Raw genomic sequence first — 12,351 nt, 5'->3', positions numbered from 1 at the left:
CCTTTTTCTGCTACAAGGCGGTCATAAATACGTTTTGCAGTATGCTTTTGTTTTGGCACCTGCATGAGTCTGTCTTCTTCAAGACAGGCTCTGATAAAATCTCTGACATCATCTGTGATGACGCCAGACTCCCGAGTATATGCTTTTCGAAGATCGGGGTAGGTATTGCCTTCGCAATACTTCTTGACAGTCTGTCGCGAGATACCAAGTCTGCGGGAAATAGACCGTATGGATTCGCCCTCATTGTAGAGGGTTCGGATTCTGTAATATAAATCCACTTCAACAATCACACCTTTCATCTCCTTGTAAGAATTTTTGATACTTGTAAATCTTACAGGATATTTATTTCAAGGTGGTAAACTAATTCGCTAGCGAATCGGTTGAAAGTGGTCAACTATTATAATAGCATTTACAGACACCTTATCTGACAGAGGAAGGGTATGCCTGGAAAGATCTGTTGGAAAAACAGGATAGGGTATTTTGGTATAACCTGGATGTCAGTACGGTGTTACCAATCATTAGGAATGTCGTAGAAGAAGATACTGTTAACATGGAAGAGAAGCTGATGGGGTTTTGGGCATATCCGGTGGAAGCAGGCCTTCACACAATTGAATTTAAAATAACGATTGGTTCCTGTATCAGGAAAATAACAATAGGTGATCAGTTTACTCTGGAGGAATTGCATTATTTGATTCAAAAAAGTGTTGGCTTTGACATGGATCATCTGTATTATTTTCAAATTGACTCAGGAACCTCCCAAAGAAGGTACTATGCACCGGAGTGTGAGGATGAAATATGGCAGGCTGATACAGTTTTATTGGCAGAGCTTTTGCCTTATGAAGGAATGCAATTCGGATATTTATTTGATTTTGGGGATGAGTGGAATTTTCAGATTATAGTAGAACGTATATTGAATGAACATACACAGGAATGCGAGATAAGTGAGGTAAAAGGTGAAGCACCGGAGCAGTATGGTTGCGATTGGTAGTAAAATGGGGATTGAGTGGTACATATATGAATAATATTGAACTGAAACATTCTAATAATATATAAGAAAAGTGACAGTTATGCTTGCTAAGTTCATGGTAAAAGTGTAAATGTAAAGGATTGGAGACAATTGATTATGAAATCTGATGATAGAGAAAGCAAAGTCAAAAAACTAGAAGACCAAAGAAATAAAGCGATTAAAAGCTTGACGGACTATAAGGAAAGTAATCTGCCGGTTTCTGCAGCGGCAGAATATTTGACATTTGTTGCTGGAAGTGGTGAAAGCTCCGTTGAAGTTCGTTACCAAGATGAAAATATATGGCTGACACAAAAAATGATGGCAGAACTGTACGGTGTTGATCGTTCTGTGATTACAAAACACTTAAAAAAGGTATTTTTGGACGATGAATTAGAAGAAGATTCAGTATGTGCAATTTTTGCACATACTGCTAGTGACGAAAAAACATATAAAGTGAAATTCTATGCATTACAGGCTGTCATTGCTGTTGGATTCAAGATTGATAATCAAAGAGCTGTACAATTCCGTAAATGGATCATCACAATTGCAAAAGATTATACAATAAAAGGCTTTGTTATGGATGATGAACGGTTTAAACTCGGTCACAAATTGACGAATCAATATTTTGAAGAACAGCTTGTCAGAATTCGTGAAATTCGTGAATCTGAGCGTATGTTCTATCAAAAAGTTACAGATATTTATTCTACAGCCATTGATTATGACAAATCAGCCAAGACTACAAAGGAATTTTTTAAAAAAGTGCAGAACAAACTACATTATGCTGTTCATCGACACACCGCAGCAGAAATAATCGTGGAGAGAGCGGATGCAGAACGAAAGAATATGGGATTGACCACTTGGAAATCGGCACCAGAAGGAAAAATTCAAAAGTTCGATGTTTCCATTGCAAAAAACTATCTTACGGAAAAAGAAATTGACTTTTTGAATCGCTTAGTTTCAATGTATCTCGATTATGCAGAAATACAAGCAGAGAACAGCATTCCGATGACAATGGAAGATTGGGCAAATCGATTGGATAGTTTTATAGAGTTCAACGGAAGAGATTTATTGATGGATGCAGGGAAAATATCAGCAGAACAGGCAAAGCTCCATGCTGAAACACAATTTGAAAAATACCGCATTGTGCAAGACCAATTATTCAAGAGTGATTTTGATCTGTTTTTAGAAAGTTACGATGAGTAGTTCAGCTTAGAAAGTACACGCTTTATGGAGATTAAAGGCAATTATATTTGGTATAAGGTTGAAAATATACCCTGATACCAAGGGGGGATCAGATGCTTTGGTCATCATTATTACGCACTCAAGGCATGTAGAGGTGGTAATTGGGATGCAGTATTGTGGTTTTGACAGAAAAAAGAGATGAGAACCACAAGATGTAGTGGTTTTTGGCGAAAAATCGGGCGAAAAATGAGCCTAAAAATGGCCGTTTTTTGCCTCTCTTTTTTCGAGTTTTCAAGGATGCAAAGTATCATATAAAGATAATTGGCAATGTGATATAGAAATTATGATGAGGAGGTATCCAATGAAAGTCAGAGTACAGTTCTATCCGAGCGTAAGAGAAATGCCTCCGTGTGGATTGACATATCGGCCACATTTTGTGGTAAAAGGAACAGAGCTTTATTTTGGGATACAGTTTGAAGAGCTGAAAGAAATGCCTTTGGGAACTCTGATTGATGCGGAAGTTAGATTTTTATATACAGTCGATTATTCGGGGCTGACTGTTGGTGCAGAGTTTTATATCATGGAGGGACCACACAAAGTTGGTGAGGGGATTGTATTATCATAGTTGAATACAGGAAAAAGCAATACCCGTTATATTAAGCGGCAGGGATTTACTTGGTTGTGCCCAGACTGGTACCGGAAAAACATCTACATTTGCTATACCAACGATTCAGCCGCTCAGCGAAGAAAAAGCATCTCATCGGGAAAAACAAAATATAAGGGCCCTGATCGTAATGTCTACTAGAGAGCTGGCTTTATAAATTTATGAAAGTTTTAATACTTATGGAAAATTCACCAATTTAAATTGTTGTGTAGTCTTTGGGGGAGTATCTCAAAAGCCGCAGGAAGAAAATTTAAAGCAAAAGGTAGATATACTTGTGGCAACACCAGGAAGACTACTGGACTTAATTGATCAAAAAAATGTAAATATAGAGCATATTAAAATATTCATATTGGACGAAGCTGACCGTATGCTGGATATGGGATTTATTCATGATGTTAGAAAGATCATTACTAGAACACCTTTAAAAAAGCAAACATTACTTTTCTCGGCTACGATGCCGCCAGACATCACTAAGCTGGCGGGTACGATTCTGAAGACTCCTGCAAAAATAGAAATTACTCCGGTATCATCAACAGTGGATACCATCGAGCAGTATCTGTACTTTGTTGATAAAAGTAATAAGAAAGATTTACTTCTGCACCTCCTAAAGGATAAAAACATAGCTTCAGCACTGGTATTTACTGGTACCAAGCACGGAGCGGATCGGTTTATTAAACAATTGTCAAGGAGTAACGTAATTGCCCAGGCAATCCATGGTGATAAATCACAAGGAGCACGTCAGAGAGCATTAAATAATTTTAAAGACAAAACATTGCGAATATTGCTTGCAACAGATATCGCGGCAAGAGGAATAGACATAGATGAACTGACCCATGTTATTAATTATGACCTGCCAGATACACCAGAGACGTATGTACATCGTATTGGTCGAACCGGCAGGGCAGGACTGGGTGGAACAGCAATATCCTTCTGCGATTTTGATGAAAAAGGACAACTTAACGATATTGAAAAGTTGATTGGTAAGAAATTAACAGAAATAAAAGATCATCCTTACCCATTAAAGAACAACTTTCCAGCGTTAAATGTTGTGCAGACAAGAAAAGATACAGAAAAAACAGCGAAATCTCAAGTCAAACCTTCGAAGAATGCAATCTTAAAATCAAAGACATCACCCAAGACTACTTCACTAAAGTCGGGTGCATCATCAAAGAGGGAGTCATTGCATACAGCTTTTATAGATGGCGCTTCATCAACAAAGAAAAAATATCGAATTACAGCAGAGGGAACATTGAAAGAAAAAAGAAGTTTTAATAAATTTTCAAGGAAGGACAAAAAGCGGTAGATTTGGATTATAGTGACTGAAGATAGTACAGTTACAATTTATTATAAATTTAATGGTTATGACAAGATTATAAATGAATTGATGGAATAATAAAATGAAAATAACTAGCCTTGAGAAATCGAGGCTTTTTTGATATAATGGGGAGCATAAAAATAACTGGGTATGATTGAATATATCTGATATATTTAAATTTGTTTGAACGATAAAATGAGTTGGAAATATTGATTATATTTTGATAAATAGATATTTAAGCACTTAGGAAAGGAAAGTACATCTGTGAAAAAATGAACAGATGCAGAAAATTATAATGAAAAAATTAAATGATTATTTATACTCAGGCGATACCGTTCTTAAGATATTACAGAAATATACTGAGGATTTGAAACTGTCGTCGAAAGAAACTCATAATCAGATTGATCTTGTGCACTGTAATTTTCTACTTCAAATTGCGGAACTTTTACAGCACAACGAATTCCTGACTTCCCAGTCTCAACGGATTCGGGAATTCTATAAACATATGGCAAATGAATATCCTTTTCTTGCATTTACTTTTAAGGGCCGAATTAAATCTCTGATACGCGCGGAAGCAAAATTTAACGGATATATTGTGGAATATATTTACGAGTATTATATTAAACACGGCAATTACCCTTCTCTTCCTGAACTGAAAAAACATTTAAACTGTTTTCGGGACCTGATTGCATACAGAATCGTGATTTCTCTTCCCAAATGTCATCTGAAAGAAGGTGAGGTTTGCGCGGATGAAGAAAATAAATATCTATATGATGTTGCCAACCAGTTGCTTGGTTTCATGGAGGAACGGGGGTTTACCGCAGAAATAGCTTCTTTTAAGGGTCAGAAAAAATCGCCTTTGTTAAGAGAGAGCGTAAGCCCATATTATAGAGATTATGTTGTAAATCCAGAGTCTATTGGCTATCGTTCGCTGCATATAACATTTTATGATAACATTGCACGTTGTTATGTGGAAGTACAACTTCGTACAAAAGAAATGGACGATTTTGCTGAAATTGGTCCCGCCAATCATTTAGGTTACGAAAAACGACAGGAAAGTGAAAGAGCTAAACGAGATGAAATTCCAAAAGGAGAAAACATTTATTTTGATGATGCTTATGAAAGAGGTATCATGTTGCAGCAGCTTGAATTATCGAAATTGGATGTGAATATGTTTTCAGCAGTGAATAATTCACTTATTAATGATGGTTGTGGCCTATATCGAGGAAGACTTATTCTTCCGTACGAGCATCTTTCAAGATTCCAAAATGACCTTGTTGATTAATTATTTGTGAAGCAATTTAGACTACAAATCATCAGAGCGAGAAGTGCATAAGGCGAAGTTATACTATGGAATATGAAAAACCAAAACTAAAGTGATAGTAATCCCTCCTGCCAGGCAACCTCTGAAAAACGTTGTTACATACAGCCTCGTCAGCACAATGCATCTGGTCTAAAGAATATCAAGAAAAATTCTTTGCTTACTAAAGTGGAATTTATTGATTAACATAATCAGTTAATTAGTGGCACGGATATTTCAGAAGGAACAGCTTTATACATAGACAATCTGAAAAATCAGGAGCGGATGTCTTGATTTATTAGGATTGCCGGTATATGGTCAGTATCGCATTTTTCGTGGAGGGAGTTGGGCAGAAGAGGCTAGAGGGTGCGGTGCTACTTCCTGATGTCGTGGGCATCCCTCATTTGGAATAGATGATTTAGGATTTCGTCTACTCAAGGCATTGTGAAGTTTGTTGTTTTTGTCGAAACAAGCATGATTTTATTATATTTTACTCAACAAAAAGGAGATTATTATGCTAAAACAAATAGAAAACAGAAGAAGTATTCGTAAATATCTAAATAAAAAGGTTGAAAAAGAGAAAGTAATCCAAGTATTAGAAAGTGCAAGATTAGCGCCATCTGGAAGTAATACTCAGCCATGGACTTTCATTATAGTTGAATCAGAGAAAACAAAAGAGAAATTATCAATTGCTGATCATAATCAAAAATGGATGATGACAGCTCCGGTATTTATTGTGTGTGTAGCAGATATTCACTGCCGTATTGCTAAAGATATCAGTGTCAGTCTGAATGAGAACAGCCCCGAGCCAGAGCTTAAGCAAATTATCAGGGATACAGCTATTGCAATGGAACATATATTGCTTGAAGCAGAGCATTTGGGGTTAGCAACCTGTTGGACAGCTTGGTTTGAACAAGATACTGTCAGACCTATCCTAAACATTCCGGAAGATAAATATGTGTGCGGAATTGTTACGTTGGGATATGGTGATGAAACACCAGAGCAGCGGCCAAGAAAAAAGATGGAAGAAATTGTTCGGTATGAAAAATGGTGATGAAATAGATAGGCGATTCTTAATGACAAAGAAAAGGCGTTATCTATTATTATTTCCCACCAAGGCCCTGGCAGGCTCAAACGTTATCTTTTTTGTCACCTCAAAGCATTATGAAATTTGTACTGAAATTTGTTGAGTAAAATAACAATTTGAAATATACGTTTTATCTAGTATATAGTAAAATAAAAGAAAAGGTTGCTACTAAAAATTAATTTTACAAGGAATTGATATTACTTGTAAAATATTGGTATGAATTTCTGCCGATGCCGATAAAGATTTACATCTTAAAACAGATGTTATCAAAGCAAATGCATAGGTTATATTGAAGTAGTATTGACTCCCGGAATTTTTTAGAACATTCTGGGAGTCTGTTTTTTTGTAATACAGGTAGAATGAGAGGGGAGGCAAAATTCGTAAACGCTCCATAGTGAGTATCGCCACAAAAACAACCGCTCCTATGAGCGGAATGTTTTTACGGTGATTTTCTACAATTAGCCGGAAGCTTATCTGACCAGGGAAGCAGAGCTTCGCAGAAGCCGATCAGAGGTATACCGGACAAGAATTGCTTTAGTTTTGTACATTTCGCAGAAAATAAAAAAATAGAATTCTACATGAATCCTATTTTTTGTTAATTGTCCCATAACATCATTCCCTTTTATTGTTGCGATGTTGCAACGCATTTTTAGGTATAATCTTTATAATACTCATCTGCTGACGTTACTATGAATAAATCGAAATATATAGGAAGATAATAGTAAAGATAAAACTATTATTGATAAATGAGAGAACGTCAAATAAATGCAGGAGATTAATATGGCAGCAAAAATAAATTTAAACGAAGTAACAATAACTGAATTAAGTAAAATAATAAAAAGTAAAACTTTCTCTATAAAAGAGATTGTTTCACAATATTTAGAGCAAATTGATTCTTTCGACAAAGGCTTTAATGGATTAAATTCTATTCTTGAGATAAATTCTGATGTTATTACAATAGCAGAAGAGCTTGATGGAAGAAATAAGGATGATTTTGGTTTACTTTATGGGGTACCTATTCTTTTAAAAGATAATATAAATACTGCAGATAGCTTGCATACATCCGCAGGATCACTGGCATTGGCAGATTCAAGTCCGGAAACAGACGCTGAGATTGTAAAAATTTTGAGAAAAAAAGGTGCTGTTATTCTTGGCAAAACAAATATGACTGAATTTGCCAATTATATGACAAAAGGAATGCCAAACGGATATAGTTCCAAAGGAGGAATTGTAAAATCACCATACGTTTTAGGTGAAAGCCCGGCAGGTTCCAGCACCGGTTCAGGAGTGGCAGTAGCAGCTAATTTATGTACGGCAGCTTTTGGCACGGATACTTCTGGCTCTATCATATCCCCCGGTTTAAAGAATGGTATTGTAGGGTATCGTCCAGGCAAGGGTACTTTGAGCATAAAAGGGATTGTACCCATAAGTTTTACTCTTGATATGGTTGGTCCCATGACGAGAACCGTTAAAGATGCAATTATTATTTTTAATGAAATATCAGCTAATAAAATACACTTTATAGAAAAGACAAATCTTAAAGGTACTGTAATAGGAATTGATCAATTTGCCATAGACAATATGTCGCAGGAAGAAGAAAAAAAGGCTAATGGTGTTTTAGATAAGTTAAAGGAAGCTGGTGCAATCTTAAAACGAATAAATCTTAAAACAATTCCTAATAAAAAGATAGATAACATTAAAAAATATGAGTTTAAGCATGCTATGAATCAATATTTAGCTGAGTTACCACTAGATTATAAAATAAAAAATTTAAAGGAAATAATTGAATTTAATAATATTCATAAAGAAGAAACTTTAAGATATGGTCAAATATTATTAGAAGATGCCCAGAATAATACCTCTGGTGAAATGACAGAATCTATTTATCTGGATACTTTAAAAGATATAGAATCCACTAAACTATATATGAAGGATCAGCTAAAAGATGTAAATGTGTGTATTGTATTTAAAGATCACCCAATTGTTCAATATACAGGTTTACCGGCGATTACAGTACCCTGCGGGCTATATAATGATGGAATGCCTTTTGGAATAAATATCATTGCCCAAACGGATGAAGAATTATTAAACACAGCTTATGCAATAGAGCAAATCGCAGGCAGAAGAGTTAAACCTAAATTTATTGGGTATTAAAAAAGCTGTGATTACACTCGAGAGGGAATACAAAATATCAGATACAAATACAGTCCCGCCAAGTCCACTTTTTGGAGAGGGAGGTGCGGACAAAAAGTTGGACTCCACAAGGAGGAAAATGGCTGAATGTATACGAAAGAACAAGAAGAAACAGCGCTGAAAGAATTTGAGCGTACAGGGTCAATTCAAGCTACCGTGCAAGTTCTTGGATACCCATCCCGAGCAACCTTATATTGGTTTAACTGTTACGACCGTCTAATCGTTGCCCGTGAAGCTGAAAGCCGGCCAGATGCTGTATTAGCGAATCTTACACTTGATAGAGCAATAAAAGCTTTGAATGGAGAGCATCCTGTTCTTCATAGTGACCGTGGCTGCCATTATCGCTGGCCTGGTTGGTTGGAACGTATCGGAAGTGATGCGCTTCAGCGTTCCATGTCAAGAAAAGGATGCTCACCCGATAATGCTGCTTGTGAAGGATTCTGGGGCGTATGAAACATGAATGCTTCTAAGGACGCTCTTTTGCCGACTACAGTATTGAGCAATTTATAGCTTATATATATCAGTATATCGATTGGTACAATACAAACGTGTAAAATTATCTCTTTTAGGACAAAGTCCGATGAAGTTTAGACAGTTAGATGGAAGTATGATTAGGGCAATCAGTTAGTCAAACTTTTTGTCCGTACCCCCGTCTTACTTTTTTATTTGGCGGGTATTAAATTTATTTACCTTTACGGTATTGGTTTGGCGTTTTACTATATTTTTGTTTAAAAAGGCGTATAAAATGCTCTACATTGTTATAGCCAATAGCCTCTGAAATATCTTCAACCCGAAGATTACTATAATCTAACATGCTACATGCTTTTTCTAATTTTATCTCTTGTAAAATTTCGCTAAAAGATTTTCCCGTTTTAAGTGTTATATATTTTGATAAATAAGACTTAGTTAGATGAAATTCTTCTGAAATATCTGCAATGGTAACTTTTTCACAGTTGTTTTCAATATATTGGAGTATTTGAGTAATACGAATGTCAAAATGCTGATGAGTTTGTTTTATTTCAATGTTTGCAGGCTCACATCTTAGTAGATAGCATAATAAAATTTCAAAAAGATTGTTCATAATATTTTTATATCCAATATATTGATTATAATTTTCTTGGTACAACTGAAAAAACAAATTTTTGATCTCATCTGCCTTATTTATATGGAACAGCAGGATACTGCTATTCGTTTGAGAATATAGGGAATTTAAGAAAAAATCTGAAATCAGACTATTTCCTGCTAAACATCGAAAGAACTCTTTACGAAAGGTACTCTTACGAACAATCATTTGCAATGCTATTGTTTTTTTCGTTATATAAGGACTGTGAAGAATTCCTGGAGAGATAAAACAAACATCGCCAGCTTTTAGAATTATATCTTTTTCTCCAATGCCAATATACATTTCATTTTCCACAACATATATAATTTCAAAAAAATCATGTATTGCAGTAAGGCGAGGCATAAAGCGGCTATATTTTTCAATATGAATATCTTTTTCCTGTTGGGGCCACATAGATGCCTCGCATTCAAACTCTTCATGGGATTTGTGCAGTATTTCCTCTATATATATCCGTTCTTCCCTTAAATTGGATTTGCTATATTGTTTTAAAAAAACATCCAACGCTTTCTGATCAGTTTTAAAAGCAGCATACTGCTGATAAAATAATTCCTGCTCATTATATTCTTTTAAATGCTGCATCACTTCGCTTTTATCCAATTTTTTGACTTTCATTTTCTAAAAAGCTCCCACTAATTTATTGATTGCCACTGCCAAAGCACATGCTGATGCTTTTATAATATCGTTATCGACTCCTGAGCCCCAGTAAAATTTACCGCCTTGAGAAATTCCTATGTATGCAGAGGCTAAAGCCATTGAATTTTTGCCCATAGAATGTTCTTCATATACCTCTAAATCATACTCAACCGCAAAATGTTTCTTCAATGTGTTGCTGATTGCATTAAGACTTCCATTTCCATTGCCTCTTATAGTCACTCCTTTATTGTCTTGCAAAATGGTTAAGGTTACTTCGTGTGTTTCTTGAATGTTAATCTTGACACAATCAATTTTAAATATAGGGGAAAAGTCAATATATTGCTGTGCATATATTTGATATATTTCTTCAGCGGATAGTTCTTTGTTTTTTTTATCAGAAATTTTCTTTGCAAAATATCCAAATTCCTCATTCATCTTATATGGCATTTGTACGCCATAGGAACTTTGCAGTATATAACCCACACCACCTTTACCAGACTGGCTATTAAAGCGAATTACATCTGTTTCATAGTTCCTGCCCAAGTCGGCAGGGTCTACCGGAATATATGGAACATCCCACTTTTCTGTTTTTTCTTGTACCCGATATTTCATCCCTTTAGAAATGGCATCTTGATGCGAACCTGAAAAAGCGGTAAAAACGAGAGAACCTGAATATGGTTGTCTTTCGGGAACTGATATTTTTGTCAAACGCTTATAGGTATCACATATTTGATTCATATTACTAAAATCCAATCCGGGATTTACACCTTGGGAATACATATTCATAGCAACTGTAATGAGGTCAACATTTCCCGTACGTTCTCCATTTCCAAAAAGAGTGCCTTCAACACGTTGTGCACCGGCTAATATACCAAATTCAGCATCACAAACACCACAACCTCTGTCATTGTGGGGATGAATGGATAATATGACAGAATCTCTATCCAACAAATTATGATTCATATATTCCAATTGACTTGCGTAAATGTGGGGCATAGCATTCTCAACGGTAGTTGGGATATTTATATTTGCTTTATGATTGCGTGTAGGTTTCCAAACCTCTAAAACACTATTACAAATATCAAGAGCATAATCAACTTCCGTTCCCGGAAAGCTTTCCGGACTATACTGAAAATAGAAATCACCCTTTGTTTTTTCAGCCATTTTCTTAAATAAAATAGCACCATCAACAGCCAGTTTTTTAATTTCCGCTTTTGATTTATGGAATACCTGCCTGCGTTGAGCTTCGGACGTCGAATTATACAAATGAACAATCGCTTTAGGGACACCATCCAGGGCTTCAAAAGTTCTGCGGATAATATGCTCTCTTGCTTGAGTTATTACTTGAATCGTAACATCTTCCGGAATCATTTTGTTTTCAATCAGTGTTCTTAAAAATTGAAAGTCCGTATCCGATGCAGCCGGAAATGCTACTTCAATTTCTTTAAATCCAATGTTCAATAACAGTTGATACATTTCGATCTTTTCTTGTAATGTCATTGGAATAGGTAATGCCTGATTGCCATCCCTTAAATCTACACTGCACCATACCGGGGCTTTTTCAATTGCCTCTTTTTTTACCCAATCATAAGAAATAATAGGGGGTAAAAAGAATTTCTTCTCATATTTTTGATGATTAAACATATTTTGTTCCTCCTTAATGATAATAAAAAAAGTCTCGCATCTCCGGCAATTTGCCAAGGAGACGAAAGACTTTATCTTACGCGGTACCACTCCGATTCATAACACCTAAGTATTATGCACTTATTCAGATACGGGCACGAATGCCTTATATCCTTCCCCAATAACGGTGGGTTTTCCGTTCTTAGCTACTCTCTGATTTCTACA

General features: G+C 35.7%; 10 protein-coding genes, 2 pseudogenes and 1 other annotated feature (1 of these 13 running past the window's edge). Of the genes and pseudogenes, 9 read left to right on the top strand and 3 right to left on the bottom strand.

Annotated elements, in window-relative coordinates; genetic code table 11:
- The coding region (locus tag ACYVD3_RS19635; protein WP_460643311.1) for a helix-turn-helix domain-containing protein at positions 1-290 on the bottom strand (290 nt) is incomplete at its 3' end.
- Between the two features lie 215 nt (positions 291-505).
- Between ACYVD3_RS19635 and ACYVD3_RS19630 the strand changes: the two genes are divergently transcribed.
- The 9 genes and pseudogenes from ACYVD3_RS19630 (at position 506) to ACYVD3_RS19590 (ending at position 9,200) form a co-directional block, all read left to right on the top strand.
- Entirely contained in the window at positions 506-988 is a 483-nt protein-coding gene (locus tag ACYVD3_RS19630; protein WP_460644174.1) for an IS1096 element passenger TnpR family protein, read from the top strand.
- A gap of 204 nt (positions 989-1,192) precedes the next feature.
- Positions 1,193-2,209 carry a virulence RhuM family protein gene (locus ACYVD3_RS19625; protein WP_460644183.1) on the top strand — a complete coding sequence of 339 codons (1,017 nt, stop codon included), beginning with the start codon at positions 1,193-1,195 and terminating at the stop codon, positions 2,207-2,209.
- Between the two features lie 340 nt (positions 2,210-2,549).
- Positions 2,550-2,813 carry a hypothetical protein gene (locus ACYVD3_RS19620; RefSeq protein WP_460644173.1) on the top strand — a complete coding sequence of 88 codons (264 nt, stop codon included), beginning with the start codon at positions 2,550-2,552 and terminating at the stop codon, positions 2,811-2,813.
- 4 nt (positions 2,814-2,817) lie between these two features.
- Positions 2,818-3,312 (top strand): annotated as a pseudogene (locus tag ACYVD3_RS19615) (DEAD/DEAH box helicase); the annotation flags it as partial.
- On the top strand, positions 3,307-4,155 hold the full coding sequence (locus ACYVD3_RS19610; RefSeq protein ID WP_460644182.1) for a helicase-related protein: 849 nt from the start codon (positions 3,307-3,309) through the stop codon (positions 4,153-4,155). The pseudogene ACYVD3_RS19615 and the gene ACYVD3_RS19610, both read left to right, overlap by 6 nt.
- A 307-nt stretch (positions 4,156-4,462) precedes the next feature.
- The gene (locus ACYVD3_RS19605) at positions 4,463-5,452 is read left to right on the top strand and encodes a nucleotidyltransferase family protein (RefSeq protein ID WP_460644172.1); all 990 of its coding nucleotides are present in this window, start codon (positions 4,463-4,465) and stop codon (positions 5,450-5,452) included.
- 529 nt (positions 5,453-5,981) lie between these two features.
- Positions 5,982-6,521, top strand: coding sequence for a nitroreductase family protein (locus ACYVD3_RS19600; protein ID WP_460644171.1), 540 nt, complete (start codon positions 5,982-5,984; stop codon positions 6,519-6,521).
- An 813-nt stretch (positions 6,522-7,334) separates the two neighbouring features.
- On the top strand, positions 7,335-8,708 hold the full coding sequence (locus ACYVD3_RS19595) for an amidase family protein (protein WP_460644170.1): 1,374 nt from the start codon (positions 7,335-7,337) through the stop codon (positions 8,706-8,708).
- A 126-nt stretch (positions 8,709-8,834) separates the two neighbouring features.
- Positions 8,835-9,200, top strand: coding sequence for a hypothetical protein (locus tag ACYVD3_RS19590; RefSeq protein ID WP_460644169.1), 366 nt, complete (start codon positions 8,835-8,837; stop codon positions 9,198-9,200).
- 229 nt (positions 9,201-9,429) lie between these two features.
- Here ACYVD3_RS19590 and ACYVD3_RS19585 read toward each other — a convergent pair whose 3' ends face one another.
- Positions 9,430-10,482 carry a helix-turn-helix domain-containing protein gene (locus tag ACYVD3_RS19585; RefSeq protein WP_460644168.1) on the bottom strand — a complete coding sequence of 351 codons (1,053 nt, stop codon included), beginning with the start codon at positions 10,480-10,482 and terminating at the stop codon, positions 9,430-9,432.
- Between the two features lie 18 nt (positions 10,483-10,500).
- Positions 10,501-12,147: pseudogene (locus tag ACYVD3_RS19580) on the bottom strand (2-isopropylmalate synthase); the annotation flags it as partial.
- Between the two features lie 54 nt (positions 12,148-12,201).
- Positions 12,202-12,351: a binding site (T-box leader), on the bottom strand (it continues 128 nt past the right edge of the window).

Source organism: Lacrimispora brassicae, assembly GCF_054772055.1.
Note: the sequence above shows the minus strand (reverse complement) of the source record. Positions and strands in the feature narration are given on the sequence as shown.

Bases quoted from the DNA above. Each gene is read 5' to 3' on its own strand.
- ACYVD3_RS19620 (WP_460644173.1), top strand. From the start codon at position 2,550: ATGAAAGTCAGAGTACAGTTCTATCCGAGCGTAAGAGAAATGCCTCCG.
- ACYVD3_RS19610 (WP_460644182.1), top strand. From the start codon at position 3,307: ATGCCGCCAGACATCACTAAGCTGGCGGGTACGATTCTGAAGACTCCT.
- ACYVD3_RS19605 (WP_460644172.1), top strand. From the start codon at position 4,463: ATGAAAAAATTAAATGATTATTTATACTCAGGCGATACCGTTCTTAAG.
- ACYVD3_RS19600 (WP_460644171.1), top strand. From the start codon at position 5,982: ATGCTAAAACAAATAGAAAACAGAAGAAGTATTCGTAAATATCTAAAT.
- ACYVD3_RS19595 (WP_460644170.1), top strand. From the start codon at position 7,335: ATGGCAGCAAAAATAAATTTAAACGAAGTAACAATAACTGAATTAAGT.
- ACYVD3_RS19590 (WP_460644169.1), top strand. From the start codon at position 8,835: ATGTATACGAAAGAACAAGAAGAAACAGCGCTGAAAGAATTTGAGCGT.
- ACYVD3_RS19585 (WP_460644168.1), bottom strand. From the start codon at position 10,482: ATGAAAGTCAAAAAATTGGATAAAAGCGAAGTGATGCAGCATTTAAAA.